The sequence below is a fragment of the Akkermansia muciniphila genome (assembly GCF_002884975.1).
GTDB classification, from domain to species: domain Bacteria; phylum Verrucomicrobiota; class Verrucomicrobiia; order Verrucomicrobiales; family Akkermansiaceae; genus Akkermansia; species Akkermansia muciniphila_C.
This window is the reverse complement of record NZ_PJKB01000001.1, coordinates 929827-950295: the sequence shown is the minus strand read 5'-3', so window position 1 is coordinate 950295 and position 20469 is coordinate 929827. Positions and strand designations below refer to the sequence as shown.

Below are 20469 nucleotides of genomic sequence, written 5' to 3'. Positions count from 1 at the left end.
GGTGAAGTCAGTCCCCGGAGGGGGAGTCGTCCCTGACGACGACGAGGTCGAACGGACGGATGTCCACGACGCGCACAGGGGTACCCTTAATGAGTATGCCTTGTCGAGAGAAAACCTCGCATATTTCGCCATGGATCATGGCCTTGCCATTGGGCTTCAGCTCCGTCACGGCGTTGCCCCGGTCGCCTATCTGCACGCGCGGAATGTTGACGGCCTCTCCGGCGGGGCCGCCGCTGACCGTGGCGTTCGTAACGCGGCGCATCAGGATGGAGTCCGGCAGGTACTTCATCAGCACGGCGATCAGGATGGCGCCTCCGGTCAGGCCCAGGGCCAGTTTCAAGAGGGGGATGCCCAGGACCATCGCCAGCGTGTTGACGTCGTCCCACTGTCCGTCCCGGATGATGTGGTCCCATTCCCAGGAGCTGATCATGCCGCCGAACAGGGCCAGGAAGATGCAGATGCCGCCGGCAATGGCCGCAATGAAGGTGCCGGGGATGACGAAGAATTCTACGCACAGCAGCACCACGCCCAGAATGAGCAGGGCCGCCGTTTCATACCCCGCCAGGTTCCCCGCAATGTTATTGCCGAAGAAGAAGAGGGCGAAGGCCGCAATAGCCACGATGCCGCCGATGCCGAACCCCGGAGTCTTGAATTCCATGTAAATGCCGCCGATGCCCAGCAGGATCAGGACGGGGGAGGCCCACGCAATCCAGAGGCCGATGCGTTCAAAGGCGGTGGGCTCCGCCGTGACTGTGGGGGCGTCCACCTTCTCCTGGGCCAGCAGGTCTGTGACGGAGGAGGCCGTTCCCTGCGCCAGCAGGGGCTTGCCGTCTTCCAGCCGCGTGGCGGCCTCCTTGCCCGTCAGGGTCAGCAGGGCGCCTTTTTCCAGTTTGACGGGGCCGAACTGCTGTTCCTTGTCGGACGGAATCATCATGGCTTTCACCACTTCCGGGCGGTAGCCCTTTTCCGTGACGACGGAGCGGGTGAAGGCCCAGAAGGCGCTTTCCGCCTTCTTGCGCATGACGGGGTCCATTTCCTCCCCGGAGGAGGTGATGATGCCCGCCGCGCCGATGGAGGAGACGGGCGCCATGTAAATCTTGTCGCACGCCGCGGAGATGAGCGCTCCGGCGGACATGGCCTTGGGGTTCACGTAGGCATAGGTGGGAATGGTCAGCGGCTGGATGCTTTTCATCATCATCTCGCTGGTTTCCCAGGCCAGGCCGCCGGGCGTGTTCAGGTCAAACACCACGGCCCGCGCCTGTTCCTCCTGCGCCCGCTTCAGGATGCGGTTCATGAAGCCGAAGCTCTGCTTGCTGGTCAGGGAGTCCTCCCCCACGGGGATGACCACTACCCGGTCGCGGAAGGTTTCCTCCGCGGCCGCCCGGAACGGGGACCCGGCAAACAGGGCTAGCAGAGCCAGCAACAGAAGGTGAATATGCTTCATGCAGGCAGGCTAACACGTTCCGTGCCCGCGCTCAATGGGGAAATGCGTTTCATGCCGCCCGTGCCCGGCGGTATCCCCGGATGGTATCCTGATTCTGTCTTCTTGTGCATGAGCCGGGGCTGTGATAAACTGGCCGCGCCTTATGGGAAGGATTGATGAAGACAGCATCCGGCGCGTTCTGGAAGCCACGAACATTGTAGATGTGGTGGGTTCCTACCTTTCCCTGAAGAGGGCGGGATCACGCTGGAAGGCGTGCTGCCCGTTCCACAATGAGAAAACGCCTTCCTTCATTGTGGACCAGACCCGGCAGAACTTCAAATGCTTCGGCTGCGGGGAAGGGGGTTCCGCCATCACCTTCGTGATGAAGATGGAGAACCTGGGCTTTGCGGATACCGTGCGGCGCCTGGCGGAAAAAGCCGGAATCACCATTGCGGAAGAGGTGTATGACGCCGCGGAGGAAAAGCGGCGCAAGGCGCGCACCGCCCTGCTGGTGGCCCACAAGAAGGCGGCTGAATTTTTCCACAAGCTTCTGCTCCGTTCGCCAAAGGCGGCGGAGGCCAGGGCCTACCTGAATTCCCGCGGCTACGGGGCGGACATGGCCAAGCGCTGGCAGGTGGGCTGGGCGCCGGATTCCTCCCGGGAGTTCCTGGCCTGGGCGCGCACGGAAGGCCTGCCGGACCAGGTTCTGATAGATTCAGGCCTGGCCAACCGCGGGGAGCGCGGGGACCTGTACGCCCGTTTCCGGGACAGGCTGATGTTCCCCATCAACAACGTGTACGGGGAGTGCGTGGCGTTCTCCGGCCGCATCCTGCGGCCACAGGAAAACGTGGGCAAGTACGTCAACTCCCCGGAGACGTCCATTTTCAAAAAGGGGGACGTGGTGTTTGCGCTGGACAGGGCGCGCGGCCCCATGGGGAAGACGGGAAAGGCCCTGTTGTGCGAAGGGCAGATTGACGTCATCGCCTGCCATGAAGCGGGGCTTTCCTTCGCCGTGGCTCCGCTGGGGACGGCGTTCACGCCGGAGCACGCCAGGATTCTTTCACGCTATGCCTCCCGGATTGTGCTGTGCTTTGACGCGGACAAGGCGGGCATTGCGGCGGCGGACCGGGCGTTCCGGGAACTCGCCCCCTTCGGCAAGGATATTTTCCTGGTGAATTTGCCCGCGGGGGATGATCCGGACTCCTTCATGAAGAGGGAAGGGAAGGAAGCTTTCTCGGAAATGGTGGAGCAGGCTCATTCCTTCTTTGAAGTCCGCATTGAACGCGCCCGGGAACGGGGATTGCTGAATGACGCCGGCTCCAGCGCCGTCTTTGTCCGTGAGCTGACATCCCTGCTGGCCTGCATGAGCGATCCCGTGGCGCGTGACCTGGCCACGGCGGACATTGCCACGCGCATGCACATGACGATGGATGACCTGCGCGGCGCGGTGAGAACGGCGGGCAGGCGCCGGGAGAGGGAAAAGACCCAGTCCGCGGGCCGTTTCGCGCCGGAGGAGGATGTTCCGCAGGTGCTGCCGCCCGTGAAGATGAACCGGGCGGTGGCCGTGCTCTGCGAGTTGTCCCTTCAGAACGCGCGGGCGCAAAGCCTCATCGTGGACCGCATTGAGGAATTGCTGGAACCCATGCGGATGCTGCAAGGCGGAGAAATCCTGAAAAAAATCCTGGCCCGGCTGCCTTCTCCGGACAGCCCCGCGGCCATCCAGGCCTTTCTGGCGTCCCTTCCCCAGCCGGAACGGGACGCCCTGTACCTGCTGAATCTGGACCCGGTGCCCATTCCGGATGTGGACAGGAGCGTTCAGGAGGCCTGTTCCGGCATTGCGAAGGCTGCGCTGGAAAGGCACATCGCCTCCCTGAAAGCGGAGATTGCGGACCCCTCCACGGATGCCGCCAGAAAGCTGGAATTATCCAAATTTAGTGTTGACTTGAAGCGTTTGCTGGGTACAATGTAGTGCTTCGATACCTCCGGGTATTGTATAATGGTGAATTGTGCCCTCTTCTTTTCAAGATATGTCCAAATCCGGTGACCCATCCTCCTCTTCTCCCAAGAAGACTCCCGCCAGCAAGAAAGCTTCTGCATCCAAGGAAAAAGTAGCGGCCAAGCCCGCCGCAAAAACTTCCAAAACCACTTCGAAAACTACTTCCAAGGCAGCACCTGCCAAAAAAGCCCCCGCCAAGGCCGCCGCTCCGGCGCCCAAAAAGCCCGCAGCCGCCAAACCCGCTGCGGAAAAGAAGGCTCCGGTGAAAAAGGCAGCTCCAGCCCCTGCGGCCAAGAAGGCCGTGGAACCCGCCAAAAAGGCCCCCGCCGCCGCTCAGGCCAGGAAAACGGCTGCCCCTGCCGCCAAGAAAGCCCCGGCCACGCCTGCGGAAAAGAAACCCGCGGAGAAGAAATCCGCCAAGGCGGAAGCCCCCAAGAAATTGAGCGAAATCCTGGAAGAGGAACGCAAGAGGGCTGCCAGCCGCAAGATCACGAATCCGATTGACGCTCCGGAAATCCAAGAGAAAATCCGTGAACTGATCAAGCTTGCCAAGGAGCAGGGCTACCTGACCTTTGACGACATCAATGACTCCCTTCCCAACGACATTGTTGACCAGCAGGATTACGAGGCCATCATGGACCGCCTGCGCAGCATGGCGTTTGACATCATTGACGCGTCCGACGTGGACAGCTACACGGACCGCACCCGCATCAACACGGAGGAAGAGGACGAAGAGGAAAAGCTGGAAGCCAAGATGGACATTCTGGACGATCCCGTCCGCATGTACCTGAAGCAGATGGGCCAGGTTTCCCTGCTCACCCGTGAAGAGGAAGTGGCCATCTCCAAGAGGATTGAGGATGCGGAACAGAACGTCCAGCGCTGCGTGCACCGCTTCGGCTTCATTGCGAACGCCTATCTGGACGTGGCCTACCGCCTGCTTGACAACGAGGAACGCTTTGACCGCGTCATTCTGGACAAGAAGATCGACTCCCGGGAACGCTACATGAAGGGCCTCGCCCAGCTCTGCGCCCAGATCCAGCAGACCCACCAGGACGCTTCCAGCGCCTTCCGCAAGCTGTACCGCAGCCGGGAAGCCGCCAAGTCCGTGAAGGCGCGCCAGGCAGAGTTTGACAAGATTGCCGGCGTGCTGGTGAAGCTCTTCGGCCGCCTGTACTTCAAGCACAAGGTGATTGAGGATTTCTGCTCCATGATTGACGAGGCCCGGGACCGCGTGCTCCGCATGCAGAAGAAGGTGGCCCAGGACCCGGAAAACAAGGAGCAGAAGGAACACCTTGCGGAACTGGAACTGCGCATGTGGATGACGGCGGATGAAATGACGGAAGCCTACCAGGAGCTCCGCAAATGGCTCCGTGAAGCCCGCAGGGCCAAGGACGAAATGGTGGAAGCCAACCTGCGCCTGGTCATCTCCATTGCCAAGAAGTACACCAACCGCGGCCTTTCCTTCCTGGACCTGATTCAGGAGGGCAACATGGGCCTGATGAAGGCGGTGGAAAAGTTTGAATACCGCCGCGGCTACAAATTCTCCACGTACGCCACCTGGTGGATACGCCAGGCCATTACCCGCTCCATTGCGGACCAGGCCCGCACCATCCGCATTCCCGTGCACATGATTGAAACCATCAACAAACTGATGCGTGTTCAGAAACAGCTGGTGCAGGAATACGGCCGCGAACCCACACCGGAGGAAATCGCGGAGGAAATCCACCTTCCCGTGGAGCGCGTGCGTTCCGTGCTGAAGATGGCCCAGCAGCCCATTTCCCTGCAAGCCCCCGTGGGGGATTCCGATGATACCTCCTTTGGTGACTTCATTGAAGACAAGGCGGCTGAAAACCCCATGGAGGAAGCCTCCTTCTCCTTCCTGAAGGAAAAGATCAAGGACGTGCTGGACACCCTCACGGACCGCGAACGGGAGGTCATTGAACAGCGCTTCGGCCTCAGGGACGGCAGCCCCCGCACCCTGGAGGAAGTGGGCCGCCAGTTCAGCGTTACCCGCGAACGTATCCGCCAGATTGAAGCCAAGGCCCTCCGCAAGCTGCGCCACCCCACGCGCATCAGCAAGATCAAGGGATTCCTGGAAATGACGGAATCCTGACCGGATTTGCGCCGCATGCCGTGCTACGCTCCGTGGTCATGAAGACCTGCGTGGCCGCGGCATGCGGCATTTTTATATTACTGGCTTCCTGTTCCGGCACCGGGGAATTCAAGCCCGCGTTCAACCAGCCTCTCCAGCCCGTGATGCAGCCGGGCTTTGTGTATGTGGACCAGGTGGCCCCGCTGGTGAAAACCAATCTGAAGTATGCCGGGTATGACAATTTTGTGGGGCGTCCGCTGGACGGCTACCACGGCAGGCGCGCCATCCTGCGCACGCAGGCGGCGCATGCCCTGAAAAAAGTCTCGGAAGACCTGTACAGGCAGGGTTATGTGCTGGAAATTTATGATGCCTACCGTCCCCATACTGCCGTGCTGGATATCTGCAAATGGGGAGCGGACGCCGGGGACCAGAAGATGAAGGCCAGGTATTACCCGAACATTGACAAGGCCAAGGTGTTCGGGGACCACTACGTGCGCGATTTCTCGGAACATTCCCGCGGCGTGGCCGTGGACGCCTCCCTGCTGTACGCCAAAACCGGAAAGCCCGTGGACATGGGCGGCCACCATGACCTGCTGGACCCCAGTTCCGCCACGGACACCACGCTGGTGACCCCGGCCCAGCACCGGAACCGGATGATTCTGAAAAAGGCCTTTGAGAAGCAGGGCTTTGCCAACTATTCCCCGGAATGGTGGCATTACCGCCTGCTGAATGAACCTGCGCCCTCCCTTCATTATTATTTCCCGGTTTGGGACGGCATGGCCGCGCGTTAGGCGCTGACACATCCGCTGTCACGGGTGCGCATTTTATCCTTTGATTTTCTTCCTGTGGAAATAGGATAACGAAATACCGTAAAATTTGACCGGATGAAAGAAGAACGCTCCCATGATTCCTCCCTCCAGCCTGAGGCCTACCGCTGGGCTGCGGTGATAGCCCTTCCTCTCCGCCTGGTAGTGGGGTGGACGTACTTTTCCGCGTTCTGGCGCCGCCTGGTGCTGGAAAACAAGCTGGTTCCGGATGATCCGGGGTACATCGGCGTCAAATTCAACCATTTTCTTCCCAATGCGCTGGGCATCAAGCCGGTCATTGAGTATCTGGTGACGCATCCGTCCGAGCTCTGGTGGTCCATGGCGGTGTTTACCATCATTGAATGCCTGGTAGGGCTGATGCTGATGCTGGGCCTGCTGACGCGTCTGGCGGCCGTAGGCGTTTTTTCCCTGGCGCTGGGGATTCTGCTGGGGGCCGGCTGGCTGGGAACCACCTGCCTGGATGAATGGCAGATAGGCATTCTGGGAATGTGCGCCGGGCTTCTCCTCTTCCTGACGGGGGGCGGTTCCTGTTCGCTGGACGGCAGGCTTTCCAAACTTCCGTGCTGCGCGCGCCGTTCCTCCCTGTTTGCCTGGGTGGGTTCCGGTCCTCTGCCGCTAGGGTACGGGAAGCTGGCGAAGGCCTCCATCTGGTGCGCCGTGTTCATGATGTTCGTCACACTGGGAACCAACCAGTTCTTTCATGGCGGCGTTTGGGGGCCGCTCCATAACAAATCCGTGAAGCCCCTGCTGGAAGTGAGCGGGGCTTCACTCACTGGGGATGGTCTGCGCTTCAACATATACCGCACGGAAGGCGTAGATACCTACGGCTCTTTTCTCGTCCGCGTCCGGCTGATGGACGGGCAGGGAAATACGCTGTGGAAGATGGAGGCGGACGAGCTTTCCGCCCTCCCCCTTTCCGCTATTGAAAATAGTTATGTCGCGCGGATCAAGCCGGGAGCTTTCGGCCTGGTGGTTCCACTGGGGGCGAAGGCCGGCGTGACGCTTCCCGCCGCGTTGCCCGTGGTTCCGGAAGGTCCGGTTTCCGTAGTGCTGACGGATGTGAGCGGCAAGGAATGGTCCGCTCCGGTCCGGAAGGCTGGCGGCGTATGACCGCCCCGTAAGGCGGAGAAAGGCAGAATAAAGGGGAAGAATTCCCGGAGGGGGGGGTGTCTCCGGCGGTGGCTGTGGTTGTCCGCGCCGCGTTGTTTTTCTTCTTCCAGAGCTTCTTTGTTTCAAAGCGATAGGTTCCTTTCCATCTTGACAGGGTTAAGGTGGGGAGTAAAAGGGGAATGATGAAAACTACCCTGATCATACTTTGCCTTGCCTGCCTTTCATCCGTTTCTCCGGCGGAAGAAACCTTGAAATCCCTTCTCAAGGAGAGGGAACAGCTTTTGTCCAGCATGGCTGAACTGGCGCAGGAACAGTACAAGTCCGGCCTTGCCCACTGGGATGCCGTAATCCGGGCCAATGTGAATTTGCTGGAATTCCGCCGTGACAATGCCGCCTCTCCGGAAGATGCCATTGCCATCCAGAAGGAACTGGCCAAGTCTCTGGAACAGGCCTTCCGGGTGGCGGAAAAAGCCTGCGCCTCCAATACGGGCGATAAAATGGCGGTTTTCAAGGCCCAGGACGCATGGCTTGCCGCCAGATGCACCCTGCTGTCCATGGAAAGCCGCCTGGACGGTGAGGGTAAATAGCCATTTCCCTATGGCTTGCAGTGGCGTTTGTTCATGCCGGATTGCTCCATGCCGCTGAAAGGCGCGCATGGCTGTTGCGGATGATGGTTCCCCGTATTGGGAAAGCCCCTGTTTTCTTTCCGGACGCAGGAGGCCAGGGTATCCATGCTGCGTTTGCCGTTGGACGCGTCCCTTCCGGGATGCGGCGGCAAACTGCAACCCGTGTTAAAACATCATGTCTGACGAGAAAAATAAAGATTCATCCTTCCATTTTCCGGAATCGGATGAAAAGCAGTTCCTGGAAAAAATGGAACGGTTGGAAGGCAAGCTGGATGATCTGGAGCAGCAAGTGCTCCAGGCTCTGGCTGAAGTGGAAATCCCGAATACCTGGCTGGAGGAGTGGGAAAAGTTTGCGGACTCCGCGTCTGAACCCGATGAGCGGAAAATCCGGGAGTGGGTGGAAACCCAACTGGGCAAGCTGAAGGGGTTTGAAGCCCTGGACCAACTGGAACAGAACCAGATCGCGTCCCTGTATCAGGATGTTCTCCTGTTCTCCCGGGAGATTTTGTCCAGAAAAGAGCAACTGGGCGGCACGTTCACGGATGAAGAACGTGATGTGCTGAATTATGTTCAAAATTCAATTCGATAACTGCCATGACTCCATTACTTCATCTCAGGCACCTGCTTGATTTTATTGCGACCAGGTATTTTTCCCACCGGGATGGGAGACGCAGGCTGGATGCCTTTCTCGTTCAGGAAGGCCATGCGGCGCTTCCTCATTATAATTATATCCTGGAAAGACTTTCGGGGTTGCCTCTGACCCGGCATTCCGCTCTGGTCCAGATATTGGCCGGCATTATGACGGCCAGGATAAGTTGCCGCCTTCATTACAGGGACAATACGCATTATCCTGCCCTCATTCCCACCTGGATCACTTTTTCCCGGTATGCCTACCTTGATCCGGAGAGCGAAGAGGACCTGATGGGAATGGAGCCGCACCCTGACGCAGCCCTTCTGCCAGGCGTTCCATTGGCCTCCCTGGATCATGCCTTCTCTCCCTTTAGAGGTGCTCCCGGCTACGATCCCGACAGCGGACATGTCCATGTGCGCCATGGGTTTAATGCCTACATCAAGCAGGAGGTCGCCGAGAACGGTGATTGCAACGTATATGTGGCGTTTCGCGGAACGGATATGGGGCATTTGCGTGTCTTTGTTCCCAATGTATTGACGGATATTTTCCAGTTGTATTCCTGTGACATTTGCTACATTAGGGCGGCGGGACTGATTCGCCATTTGTTGAATCATGTGCCGGGAATAGTGTCCTTGCAGGCCACCGGGCATTCCCTGGGCGGCGGCATGGCCCAATTCGGAGTGGCGGCCAATGCAGAGTCTTTTCCCTCGGTTAGCGGCGTTGAGGTCAATGAAGAGTTTTTTCCCTCGGTTAGAGGCGTCGCGGTGAATGCTGCGGGATTGTCCGGTAATTCCTTGCAGGCGCTGGGTGCAGTCCATTTGAGGGCAGCCGCCGGCGTGCTGGACCATATAACCACTTACTCCGATCCGGTCAGTACGCATGGCGGAGGATTGGTGGGCGGCCGGTACCGCATCCCCAGGCAGAATGCGCCTCTTTCCAACGGCCACGGCATTGCTGATGTAGCCGCCTGTTATATGGCAGCTACAGGGGGAGGAGGAAACATTCCGGCAGATCCCCGTTAGCAGAGCGCTGGGTGCCGGACCGGAAGGCCCTTTAATGAGTCCCCTCCCGTTCTCATTATTCCCATGAAAAACGCAAGCCGTCCCATTGCTGGCAATGGGACGGCTTGAACGTGAAAGGCAATTCTCTTAATGAGGCAGGCGGAAGTTGCGGTTGAAGGCGGAGACTTCCTCCTTAAGCTGGGCAAAGCCGTCCGGATTCGGGCATACCTGGTCGCCCACGTACAGGGCCAGGGCGCGGGCGATGAATTCAGCCACTTGTTCCACGTCCTTTTCCTTCATCCCGCGGGTGGTCACGGCGGGCGTGCCGATGCGGATGCCGGAGGGTTTCATGGGGGAGCCCGTGTCGAACGGGATGGCGTTCTTGTTCACGGTGATGCCCACGCGGTCCAGGGCTTCCTGGGCGTCCGCGCCGTTGATGCCCTTGTTGCGCAGGTCCACCATGAATACGTGGTTGTCCGTGCCGTTGGAGACGACGCGGAAGCCGAGTTCCGTCATCTTGTCCGCCATGGCCTTGGCGTTTTTCACTACCTGGGCGGCGTAGTCCTTGAATTCGGGCTTGAGCGCTTCGCCGAAGCAGGCCGCCTTGGCGGCAACCACGTGCATGAGCGGGCCGCCCTGCATGCCGGGGAACACGGCCGCGTCCAGCTTCTTGGCGTATTCCTCCTTGCAGATCACGAAGCCGCCGCGCGGGCCGCGCAGGGATTTGTGCGTGGTGGAGGAGACGAAGTCCGCGTAGGGGACCGGGTTCGGGTGCTGGCCTCCGGCCACCAGGCCGGCGATGTGGGCCATGTCCACAAAGAGGTACGCGCCGCAGGCCTTGGCGATCTGGCCCATGCGTTCAAAGTCGATCGTGCGGGAGTAGGCGCTGGCGCCTGCCGTAATCATCTGGGGCTTCACTTCCAGGGCCAGTTTTTCCAGGGCATCGTAGTCAATGGCTTCCGTTTCCTGGGAGACGCCGTAGTGAACCACGTTGTACAGCTTGCCGGAGAAGTTGGCGCGGTGGCCGTGGGTGAGGTGGCCGCCGTGGGAAAGGTCCATCGTCAGGATGGTGTCGCCGGGCTTGAGCACGGAGAAGTAAACGGCCATGTTGGCCTGGGAGCCGGAGTGGGGCTGCACGTTGGCATGGTCCCCGCCGAAGATTTTCAGCACGCGGTCAATGGCCAGCTGTTCCACCTTGTCCACCACTTCACAGCCGCCGTACCAGCGCTTGCCGGGGTAGCCTTCCGCATATTTGTTGGTCAGCAGGGAGCCCTGGGCTTCCCGGACGGAGGGGGAGGCGAAGTTTTCAGAGGCGATCAGCTCAATGTTGTTGCTTTCACGGCGGCCTTCCTCCTGGATGAACGCGGCCAGTTCCGGGTCCGTCCACTGCAGGGGGCTGCCGGAGGATTTGACGACGCGGCGCTCATGGCGGCCGCCTTCAAAGTCTGCGTGCAGCCACGCGTCCAGAACGTCTTCCACGCTTTCATTATCCACATAAGCGGAGGCCAGGCACAGCAGGTTGGAATCATTGTGCTGGCGGGAGAGGGCCGCCGCGGGGGCCGTGCGGCAGAGGGCGGCGCGCACGCCCACCCAGCGGTTGGCGGCGATGCTCATGCCGATGCCGGACCGGCAGATGAGGATGCCGCGGTCGTTGGTACCGTCAGCAATGCTGCTTGCGACTGCATTGGCGTAGTCGGAATAGTCGCAGGAATTCTTGGTCATGGTACCCATGTCGGTCACTTCATGGCCCCATGCCTTGAGGAGTTCTATTACGGTTTCCTTGAGGTCGACTCCGGCGTGGTCTGCGCCGATGGCAATTTTATATGTCGTATTCATGGTGGTGCTCATTGCTGACGGGCAAGGATACTGCCTTATTTCGCCCCGGCTGGCAAGCCCGGGATTCACTCCGGACCGTTTCAGGATGTGCCGGGCCCGGTATTTTTCCCGGAAAAAAAGGCGCCCCGGTTTCTGGAGAGAACCTGGGCGCTTGGAGAGGAGTGGGGAATGGCCGTTATTTTCCGGCGGATTCCAGCTTCAGCATGTCCTGGACGATGTTGATGCCTTCCCGGAGTTCGGGGTCCAGGCCGGACGGATATTCCGGGGAATCATCCAGTTCCGCCGTGGGGTCTTCCGCCAGGTGCATGAACTGTTCATTGTCCTTTTCCGGATCCGCCAGGGGGAGTTCCTTGGCGTTGACGTCGTCCAGCGTCAGGCGGTAAATCTTGTACTTGGTGGCGTCTTCCTTGGCCATTTCCGCAAAGCGGGCCTTGCGTTCCTTGTTGATGGATTTGCGGCGCGCTTCCAGGGTGGCGTTTTCCTGTTCCCTGGCCTTCTTGTTCAGGGAGAGCTTGTTATCCTTGATGCGCTGTTTCATCATGGAGATGTCTTCCTTGGCAAGCTGGAGGTCGCGGTCTTTTTCCACGCGCTTTGCGCTGGCTTCCTTCAGCGCGGGCAGCATGGCCGCGATGGCCGGGTTTTTCCTGTAGTTGGCGCAGGGCGTGATCTGGTCATAGGGCATGGCATAGTCCAGAATGTCTTCCCCCAACTCAAACGCCGCCGTAGCGGTGGGAAGCTGGATGTCGCTTTCCACGCCCTTGAGCTGGGTGGAGCCGCCCGCCACGCGGTAGAATTTCTGCGTGGTGACTTTCAGGAGTCCGGCGCGGTCCCTGGCCGCAAAGAAGGGCAGGTACTGGCCGATGTCCACCGGCTGCTGCACGGACCCTTTCCCGAAGGTGGATTCATCCCCCACGATGACGGCGCGGCCATAGTCCTGGAGGGCCGCAGCCAGAATTTCAGAGGCGGAGGCGCTGAGCTTGTTGATGAGCACCACGATGGGGCCGTTAAAGAGTTTCTGGCGGTTGTGGGCGGATTTGATGTCCACGTTGCCGCGGGTGTCCTTGATCTGCACCACGGGGCCGTTTCCGGTAAAGAAGCCCGTCATCAGGCGCACTTCCTCCAGGGAGCCGCCGCCGTTGCTGCGCAGGTCAATGACCAGGCCGTCCACGTTTTCCTTGTTCATCCGTTCCAGGATTCTCTTGACGTCCTTGGCGCAGCGGCGGTCGCCGCCTTCCATGTCCGCATAGAAGGAGGGGAGGCTCAGCACGCCGATGCGGTTCTGCCCTTCCGGAGCTCCGGAGAGTTCAATGATTTCTCCCTTGGCCAGTTCATCCTTCAATGGCACCTTGGACCGGGTCATCGTGATGATCTTGGCCTGTCCGGGGGCGTCCGCAGGTTCCACCTTCATGCGCATCTGCGTATTTTCAGCCCCGCGGATCATGTCCACCACCTTGTCCAGCTTCAGGAACAGGATGTCCACCATTTCCCCGGAGTTGTTGGAGTCAATGGCCACGATGCGGTCATTCAGCTTGATTTCCCCGGATTTGTCCGCCGGGCCGCCTACGACGATGCCGGTGATTTTGGTTGAGCCGTCGTCCTCGCTGCCCAGCAGGGCGCCAATGCCGGTGAGCTCCGTGCCCATGGAAATCTTAAAGCGGTCCACCTGGCGGGCGCCCATGTAGTCCGTATGGGGGTCATAGGTCATGGCCACCGCGCTGAGCAGGGTTTCCGCCACGTCTTCCAGATCCGTTTCCTGAATGTTGCGCTGGATGCGTTCATAACGCATGAGCAGTTTTTCCTCCGCGGGCTTTTCATTAGCCAGCGGGTCCGGCTTGTTCTGTTCCTTGGCCAGGCGCGCCACGGTTTCACGGCGCAGGATTTCAGACAGGAGCTGTTCCTCCACCATGTCTTTCCAGACCTGCTGCATTTCCGCCTCATCCTTGGGCCAGGCGGCGGTCTTGCGGCGGGAGCGTTCAATACTCCTGTCCTTGTCAAAGGTAAAGCCGCCCTTTTTCAGCAGGTCCCGCGCATAGGCGATGCGCTGCATGGCGCGCTGGCGGTACAGGGCGTGCATGGCCTGGGCCGCATCCATCATCTGGCCGGACATCAGGTAGTCGTCCAGTTCCTTGCCGTATTTCTTCTTGAGGGCGTCCACGTCCTGCTGGGTGAAGAAAATCTTGTTGGGGTCCACCTTGCGGAGGTAGGTTTCCAGGAATTTGCCGGACAGTTCATCGCTGAATTCCTTGCGGGAGAAGTGGAAGTTCTGGAGCAGGAGGGACATTTGCTTGCCCACCTGGTTGAAGTCCGTGGCCGCAGAGGCACAGGAGGTGATGGCTGCCGCGGCCAGGGCCGAGAATGCTGTGAGTCGAATCCAACGGAATGAGTGCATGTTCATAACGGAAAATGGTGCAGTTTTCCCCCCTCAGGAAGAAAAGCTATTGCTGGGATGTAATTTTTACTGATTTGGAGGTGTTTGTCTATCTTATAAAACGTCTACATGACGCTATTTGATACGCCGGGTTTCCGGATGGGGGAAAGGGGAGGCCGGACAGGGGAAGAGGTTCCATCCGTCCGGGAATAACGGGCCGGGCCGCGCCGCGAACCTTCTGGGGGAACGCAGGGAAAGAGAGGGAAAAAGGGGTAAATTCATTGGAGAACCTGTACACCATAAAGTTTGAATTTCTGTGAGGAAGTCCGGCATTTGTCATATTAAGGCTGTCCGGGAGGCGGGGCGGCGTTTTTCCGCGTGCCGGGGAGTTTTTAACAGCGGTTTCCTGATCCCTCCCGCCATGGCGGTGCCGGAGGAGGGGAGAGGAAGGTGTTTTCCCCATGTTTGCGGCGCGGCTGACAGGAAGGGGAGCGGGCGTTTCCTGCCGTGGATGGGGTGGAAAGAAGCATTTCAGTGTTGAGGTCATGGAGGTTTTCTGTACACTTCGCGTGAGATGAGAACACCAAATCAGGACAAGAACCCTTCCGGAAGCAAAATGGGCGTTCTGCTGAAGCGTTCGTTCAGCACCGTGATTCTGCTGGGTTTGCTGGCGGGCGCCCTGTGGTGGGACAGTGAGCTTGGATATTACGGGCTGGTTTGCATTTTCTGCATTTTGTCCGCCTGGGAATGGCGGCATATGCTGCTGCGTTCCAGAAAGGCCTCCCAGCCGAATTTGAGTTTTTTCTTTGGCGCGGCGTATCCCGTGCTCCTGTCACTGGCGTGCTGGATGACCAAGTTCAGGGCGACCGCCACCTTGCAGGAGGGGCCTTTCCTTATTCCTTTCCCCCTGATGCTGGCTCTCGGCGCTCCGGTTCTCCTGGTGGTGATCTCCTTCATCCGTGAGATGAAGAATCCGGTGGTGGGCAGCCGTGCGCTCCGTTCCGTGGCCACTACGCTGCTTTCTTTCATTTATCCCGGCTGGCTGTTCGCTTTTACCATCCTGGCCCTGCATCTGGCTTACATGAGGGTGGGGTATGTTTATCCGGCCATCGTCATGTGCGTGCTGTGGGTCATCCTGGTGACGAAGCTGGCGGACATTTTTGCCTATGTCAGCGGGTTTCTGCTGGGGGGGCGCTTTTTTTCCCGCAGGCTTATTCCCCACATCAGCCCCAAGAAGACTTGGGAGGGCATCCTGGGTTCCTGGGTGCTGACGAATGCGGCAGCCATCGGGCTGGTTTTCCCGATGTTCAGGGTCTCCACCCTGTCCACGGCCCAGGTGCTGGTGCTGGCGGGCTGCACCTCCTTCATTTTCCTGCTGTCCGTTTACGGGGACCTGGCGGGTTCCCTGGTCAAGCGCAGCCTGGCTATCAAGGACTCCGGCTCCCTGCTTCCGGGGATAGGCGGCATGTTTGATCTGATTGACAGCCCTTCCTTCACCGTTCCGTTCTTCTGGCTCCTGCTGGCCTTCATCGGCTGAACCGTCCCGGCGGAATGGATTCCCTTGTAAAAGCCGGTATGGTTCCCCCCTCCCTCCCCATTGAGGAAATCCGCGGAGAATTGCTGGATGCGCTCCAGGCCGCCTCGCCGCGCGTTCTGCTGAAAGCGCCCACGGGCTCCGGTAAATCCACCGGCGTTCCTCCCATGATGGATGACGCCGGGCTTGGGGAGCGCGGCCTCATTGTGGTGGTTCAGCCGCGGCGCATGGCCGCGCGCCTGCTGGCGCGCCATGTGGCCCGTCTGCGCGGAGTGGAGCTGGGGAGGGAAGTGGGGTATGTGGTGCGCTTTGAACGGCACATCTCCTCCCGCACCCGCATTGCCTACGTGACGGACGGCATGCTGGAGCGCTGGCTGACGGAGCGGCCCGGCCTGGAAGGGGTGAGTGCCGTGGTATTTGATGAATTTCATGAACGGAGCCTTTCCGGGGATTTGTCCCTGGGGCGCGTGTTGGATTTGCAGGAAGGGCCGCGCCGAGACCTGGCCGTGGTGGTGATGTCCGCCACGCTGGAAATATCCGGCCTGCGGGAGTATATGGGGGACTCCTGCCGCGTGCTGGAAGCGCACGGCAGGCAGTATCCCGTGGAAACCGTGTACCGCGCCCCGCGCCTGGTCAGCGACGGCAGGGGCAGGGTGGCTCCTCCTCCCGTCTGGGAGCAGGCGGCGGATGCCGTGCGGGAGGCGGTAAAGGCCGGGGACTGCGGGGACGTGCTGGTGTTCATGCCGGGGGTGTATGAAATCCGGAAAACGGCGGAGCTGCTGGCAGGCAGGCCGTGGATGGCGGGCCGGGACGTTTTCCCCCTTTACGGAGCGTTGACTCCGGAGCAGCAGAACCGCGCCGTGGAGCAGGGGGAGAATCCCCGCGTCATTGTCTCCACCAATGTGGCGGAAACCTCCCTGACGATTGAGGGGGTGCGCACCGTGATTGATTCCGGGCTGGTGCGCCGGTCCGGCTGGGACCCGTACCGGGGCATGGATACGCTGCACTTGACAAAGATTTCCAAGGCGTCCGCCGCCCAGCGTACGGGCCGTGCCGGGCGTGTGGCCCCGGGCCGCTGCTTCCGGCTGTGGAGTGAGGCGGAGCAGGCGAGGAAGGCGGATTTTGACCCGCCCGAATGTTTCCGGGTGGATTTGGCGGGGGCCGTGCTGAATCTGGCCGCATGGGGCATAACCGCGCCGGAAGGGTTCCGCTGGCTGGACACGCCGGATGAACTGGTGATGCAGCGGGCCGTGAATTTGCTGGCCGCCCTGGGCGCCACGGAGGATGACGGCAGCCTGACGGACGTGGGAAGGAGGATGACGGCTTTTCCCCTGCCGCCGCGGCTGGCGCGCCTGATTGTGGCCGGGCAGGATGAACAGTGCGTGGTGGAGCTGGCCGCCATTGCGGCCCTGATGCAGGGTGAAGGAGTGGCGATGAAGGGCGGTTTGAATGATAACCTGCGGGATTCCGCGGATTATACGGATTTCCAGGCGGAGTGGCGCGCGGTGGAAAAGGCCGCGGCCGCCGGATTTGATGCGGGGGCGTGCACCCGCTGGGGCGTTTCCGCCCGCGGAGCGCGGGAGGTGTGGATGGCGTACAGGCAGCTTTTGTCCATCGGCAGCCGGGGGAAGTTCCGTGAAGTGCCGGAACCGGATTTCACGGCGGCGCGTCCCGCCGTGGTCCGCGCGATGATGGAAAGTTTTGCAGACCATGTGGGCGTTCGGAACGGCGTGGCCGCCAACACGTGCCGCATCACCGGCGGCGTGGGGGGCAGGCTGGCGGAGGGCAGCGTGGTTTTCCACGGGGAGCATTTTGTAGCTGCGGAGGTGGCGGAATTGTCCGGAAAGGCGGTGGAAACCCGCGTGGGCCGCTGCACGCTCATTGACCCGGAGGAACTGCGCGCCGTCTGGCCGGAACGTTTTTCCGGCGGGGAGGAGGCCGTGTTTGACGCCGTGCTGCGCCGCGTACGCCTGCACCGGAGGCTGATGTATGAGAACCTTGTGCTGGAAGACCGGGACCGCGGGGACGCTCCCCCGGAACTGGCCGCCCCCATCCTGGCGGAAAAGGTGGTGGACGGCACCCTGAAGCTGGTGAAGTGGGATGATTCCGTGGAGCAGTGGATCCGCCGCCTGAATGGTTTGAGCGTGTGGATGCCTGAGCTGGAACTGCCCAGTTTTTCAGAGGAGGACAAGCTGGTGGCCATCTCCCTGGCTTGCGAGGGGGCCGTGGGGTACAAGGATATCAAGGAGAGGGAGATTCTTCCGGTGCTGCGGGACTGGCTTTCCGGCTGGCAGGCGAAGGCGCTGGAGGATTATGCCCCGGTAAGCATTACGCTGCCCAACGGCCAGCACGCCAAAGTCAGGTACGGTGAGGATTCCACGCCGGTGATCGGCCTGACGGTGCAGCGCCTGTTCGGCGTGGCGGAATCCCCGCGCATCGCCAACGGGGCCATGACCGTGAAGGTGCAGGTGCTGGCTCCCAGCCAGAGGCCGTGGCAGGTGACGGGCTCCCTGGAAAGCTTCTGGCGGAACGGCTACGGACAGATGAAAAAAGACCTGGCGGGGCGTTATCCCCGGCACCGCTGGCCTGATCCCGGGGAGCTGGATTTCCTCCCGCGTTCCCGTTAAAAAGCCGAAAGGATTTTTCTGTAACAAAACAGTGGCAAAATCGTCCGTTTCCGTGTAAAGAGGCGGTGGTGCAGCTCGCGGACGCCCTCCGCCCACCGTTCACAAGAGACAGTTATGGACTCAATTTACTGGATTATCATCGTAGCCCTGCTGCTTCTGGCGGCATTTGACTTGATCAACGGCGTAGCAAATGACGCCGTCAACTTCCTCAACTCCGCCATTGGTTCCAAGGCTGCCCCGGTGCGGGTAATCCTGACCGTGGCCTCCATCGGCGTGCTGGTGGGCGCCTGCTTTTCCGGCGGCATGATGGAAGTGGCCCGGAACGGCATCTTCCACCCGAACATGTTCAGTTTTCACGAGGTGATGCTGCTCTTCCTGGGGGTGATGATCAGTGAGGTGATTCTCCTGGATACCTTTAATACCTTCGGCCTCCCCACGTCTACTACCGTTTCCCTGGTATTCGGCATTCTGGGGTCTGCGGTGGCTACCGCCATTTTCAAGATTTCCCAGTTCCACATGACGCAGTCCGTGTGGGACTTCATCAACACGGACAAGGCGTTTGAAATCGTCACCGGCATTCTTCTTTCCGTAGCCATCGCCTTCACGGTGGGCACCATCGTCATGTGGATTTCCCGTCTGGCGTTCACGTTCAAATACCAGTCCCGGTTCAAGTGGTTCGGCTGTTTCTGGTGCGGCATCGCCATGACGGCAGTGGCCTATTTTGCCGTGTTCAAGGGCTTGAAGGAATCCACGCTGATGGAACCTGAATTCATTCAGTATGTGGACCAGAACCTGGGCATGTCCCTGCTGGTTGCCTTCGGCGGTTTTTCCGTGCTCATGTTCCTGCTTCAGCACCTGTTCATGACGAATATCCTGCGGCTGACCGTGCTGGCCGGCACGTTCTCCCTGGCCCTGGCGTTTGCGGGGAATGACCTGGTGAACTTCATCGGCGTATTCATGGGCGGCCTGGATTCCTTCCAGTACGCCAGCGGCGTGGTGGCGGCGGGGGGCTCCACCTCCTCCATCACCGCCATGGATTGCCTGATGCCCGGCCAGGGCGTCCCGGTGAACCATTATATTCTTTTTGCCGCGGGCTGCATGATGATCTTCGCGCTGTGGTTCTCCAAGAAGGCCAAGACGGTGATCGCCACCGGAGTGGAGCTTTCCCGGCAGGGTGAAGGCGGCATAGAACGCTTCGGTTCCGTTCCTCCGGCACGCGCCATCGTGCGCAGCGCCATTGCGCTGGGGCGCGGGGTGAAGAAGCTCATACCCGCCCGCATGCTGGTGCGCATGAACCACCAGTGGGATGCGGCCCCCCAGCCTCTTAATCCCAAGGACCGCGTGGCGTTTGACCTGATCCGCGCCACGGTGAACCTGACGGTGGCCTCCCTGCTGATCGCCTGGGCTACCGGGAAGCAGCTTCCCCTTTCCACCACGTATGTGACGTTCATGGTAGCCATGGGTTCCTCCCTGGCGGACAAGGCGTGGGGCCGGGAAAGCGCGGTTTACCGCGTGACCGGCGTGCTGACGGTAATTTCCGGCTGGTTCATGACCGGCCTGGCCGCCTTTACGCTGGCCGCCGTCATGGCCACCGTCCTGCACTACGGGCAGGTGTACGCCATCTTCGGGCTTCTGGCCCTGGTAGTCGTCATCCTGGTGAAATCCACCATCATGCACCGCAAGCGGGAGAATAAGCTTTCCGTGGAGCGTTTTGACCAGATTACGGAAGAAAATATTCTGGACGTGTGCAGTCACCAGGTGGTGGACAGCACGCTGAAGCTGCGGGAGATTTACAATGATACCATGGAAAACTTCTTCCAGGGTGACCGGAAGGCCCTGAAGGAATTGGCGGACGCCGCGGAACGGCTGGCCCTTTCCAGCAGCGAGCACCACAAGTACGACATTCTCCCCATCCTGTACAAGATGCAGTCCCGTTCCCTGGACATGGGCTACCACTTCGTGCAGGCCCTGGAGCATTTGAACGAAGCCACGCAGAGCCTGGCGCAGTTTTCCGGGTCCATCTTCACTTATGTGGACAACAACCATACGCCGTTCACGATTGACCAGGTGGATGACCTGAAGGAAGTGCATACGGCCCTGATGAAGCTGCTGGATGAGTACTGCAAGATGCTTCAGACGGGAACGTATATCCAGTTTGATTATACGATGGTGGCGCAGGAGCAGCTTCTTCAGCTGGTAGCTAAGGCCACCAAGCGGCAGATCAAGCGCGCCCAGCGCAACCAGACGCGCACCCGTTCCTCCCTGCTTTATCTGAACATGCTTAATGAGATGCGGTTTATGGCCGTGCAGGTGCGGGCCCTGACGAACGATGAACGGAACTTTGTTGCCGCGTAGGGCGGCGGGTATCCGGAATTTTGCGTGAAAAGAAAAGAAAAAC

At 60.2% G+C, this 20469-nt stretch carries 13 protein-coding genes; 10 read left to right on the top strand and 3 right to left on the bottom strand.

Annotation, left to right across the window (positions count from 1 at the left end; all coding sequences use genetic code 11):
• Positions 1–7 precede the first annotated feature (7 nt).
• Positions 8–1444 (bottom strand): NfeD family protein, encoded by a 1437-nt coding sequence (locus tag CXU21_RS03850; RefSeq protein ID WP_102714186.1) that lies wholly within the window; start codon positions 1442–1444, stop codon positions 8–10.
• 142 nt (positions 1445–1586) lie between these two features.
• Between CXU21_RS03850 and dnaG the strand changes: the two genes are divergently transcribed.
• The 7 genes from dnaG (at position 1587) to CXU21_RS12100 (ending at position 9727) form a co-directional block, all read left to right on the top strand.
• Positions 1587–3392 (top strand): DNA primase, encoded by a 1806-nt coding sequence (gene dnaG, locus CXU21_RS03845; RefSeq protein ID WP_102725118.1) that lies wholly within the window; start codon positions 1587–1589, stop codon positions 3390–3392.
• A 58-nt stretch (positions 3393–3450) separates the two neighbouring features.
• Positions 3451–5532 carry an RNA polymerase sigma factor RpoD gene (gene rpoD, locus CXU21_RS12615; RefSeq protein ID WP_102725117.1) on the top strand — a complete coding sequence of 694 codons (2082 nt, stop codon included), beginning with the start codon at positions 3451–3453 and terminating at the stop codon, positions 5530–5532.
• Between the two features lie 38 nt (positions 5533–5570).
• On the top strand, positions 5571–6302 hold the full coding sequence (locus CXU21_RS03835) for a M15 family metallopeptidase (RefSeq protein ID WP_180972621.1): 732 nt from the start codon (positions 5571–5573) through the stop codon (positions 6300–6302).
• A 93-nt stretch (positions 6303–6395) separates the two neighbouring features.
• On the top strand, positions 6396–7448 hold the full coding sequence (locus CXU21_RS03830; RefSeq protein WP_102725115.1) for a TQO small subunit DoxD: 1053 nt from the start codon (positions 6396–6398) through the stop codon (positions 7446–7448).
• A 179-nt stretch (positions 7449–7627) separates the two neighbouring features.
• The gene (locus CXU21_RS03825) at positions 7628–8035 is read left to right on the top strand and encodes a hypothetical protein (protein ID WP_102725114.1); all 408 of its coding nucleotides are present in this window, start codon (positions 7628–7630) and stop codon (positions 8033–8035) included.
• A 214-nt stretch (positions 8036–8249) separates the two neighbouring features.
• Positions 8250–8663 carry a hypothetical protein gene (locus CXU21_RS03815; RefSeq protein ID WP_102725112.1) on the top strand — a complete coding sequence of 138 codons (414 nt, stop codon included), beginning with the start codon at positions 8250–8252 and terminating at the stop codon, positions 8661–8663.
• Between the two features lie 380 nt (positions 8664–9043).
• Positions 9044–9727 carry a hypothetical protein gene (locus CXU21_RS12100; protein ID WP_180972620.1) on the top strand — a complete coding sequence of 228 codons (684 nt, stop codon included), beginning with the start codon at positions 9044–9046 and terminating at the stop codon, positions 9725–9727.
• Between the two features lie 126 nt (positions 9728–9853).
• Here the strand turns inward: CXU21_RS12100 and rpiB are convergent, their stop codons facing one another.
• Together rpiB and CXU21_RS03795 are read right to left on the bottom strand one after the other, a co-directional pair.
• Positions 9854–11542 (bottom strand): ribose 5-phosphate isomerase B, encoded by a 1689-nt coding sequence (gene rpiB, locus CXU21_RS03800; protein WP_275539843.1) that lies wholly within the window; start codon positions 11540–11542, stop codon positions 9854–9856.
• Between the two features lie 175 nt (positions 11543–11717).
• A complete protein-coding gene (locus CXU21_RS03795; protein WP_257997351.1) occupies positions 11718–13931 on the bottom strand; it encodes a carboxy terminal-processing peptidase in 2214 nt (737 codons plus the stop codon).
• 553 nt (positions 13932–14484) lie between these two features.
• Here CXU21_RS03795 and CXU21_RS03790 point away from each other — a divergent pair.
• The 3 genes from CXU21_RS03790 (at position 14485) to CXU21_RS03780 (ending at position 20426) form a co-directional block, all read left to right on the top strand.
• On the top strand, positions 14485–15447 hold the full coding sequence (locus tag CXU21_RS03790; RefSeq protein WP_102714162.1) for a phosphatidate cytidylyltransferase: 963 nt from the start codon (positions 14485–14487) through the stop codon (positions 15445–15447).
• Positions 15448–15485: 38 nt separating this feature from the next.
• Complete coding sequence (gene hrpB, locus CXU21_RS03785) at positions 15486–18071, top strand: ATP-dependent helicase HrpB (RefSeq protein ID WP_180972619.1); 2586 nt, start codon at positions 15486–15488, stop codon at positions 18069–18071.
• 114 nt (positions 18072–18185) lie between these two features.
• Positions 18186–20426 (top strand): inorganic phosphate transporter, encoded by a 2241-nt coding sequence (locus CXU21_RS03780; protein WP_102725107.1) that lies wholly within the window; start codon positions 18186–18188, stop codon positions 20424–20426.
• The last annotated feature ends 43 nt before the right edge of the window (positions 20427–20469 follow it).

Coding starts and splice junctions, on each gene's coding strand:
- hrpB (WP_180972619.1), top strand. CDS start 15,486: ATGGTTCCCCCCTCCCTCCCCATTGAGGAAATCCGCGGAGAATTGCTG.
- rpoD (WP_102725117.1), top strand. CDS start 3,451: ATGTCCAAATCCGGTGACCCATCCTCCTCTTCTCCCAAGAAGACTCCC.
- CXU21_RS03815 (WP_102725112.1), top strand. CDS start 8,250: ATGTCTGACGAGAAAAATAAAGATTCATCCTTCCATTTTCCGGAATCG.
- rpiB (WP_275539843.1), bottom strand. CDS start 11,542: ATGAATACGACATATAAAATTGCCATCGGCGCAGACCACGCCGGAGTC.
- CXU21_RS03835 (WP_180972621.1), top strand. CDS start 5,571: ATGAAGACCTGCGTGGCCGCGGCATGCGGCATTTTTATATTACTGGCT.
- CXU21_RS03825 (WP_102725114.1), top strand. CDS start 7,628: ATGATGAAAACTACCCTGATCATACTTTGCCTTGCCTGCCTTTCATCC.
- CXU21_RS03790 (WP_102714162.1), top strand. CDS start 14,485: ATGAGAACACCAAATCAGGACAAGAACCCTTCCGGAAGCAAAATGGGC.
- CXU21_RS03830 (WP_102725115.1), top strand. CDS start 6,396: ATGAAAGAAGAACGCTCCCATGATTCCTCCCTCCAGCCTGAGGCCTAC.
- dnaG (WP_102725118.1), top strand. CDS start 1,587: ATGGGAAGGATTGATGAAGACAGCATCCGGCGCGTTCTGGAAGCCACG.
- CXU21_RS03850 (WP_102714186.1), bottom strand. CDS start 1,444: ATGAAGCATATTCACCTTCTGTTGCTGGCTCTGCTAGCCCTGTTTGCC.
- CXU21_RS03795 (WP_257997351.1), bottom strand. CDS start 13,931: ATGCACTCATTCCGTTGGATTCGACTCACAGCATTCTCGGCCCTGGCC.
- CXU21_RS03780 (WP_102725107.1), top strand. CDS start 18,186: ATGGACTCAATTTACTGGATTATCATCGTAGCCCTGCTGCTTCTGGCG.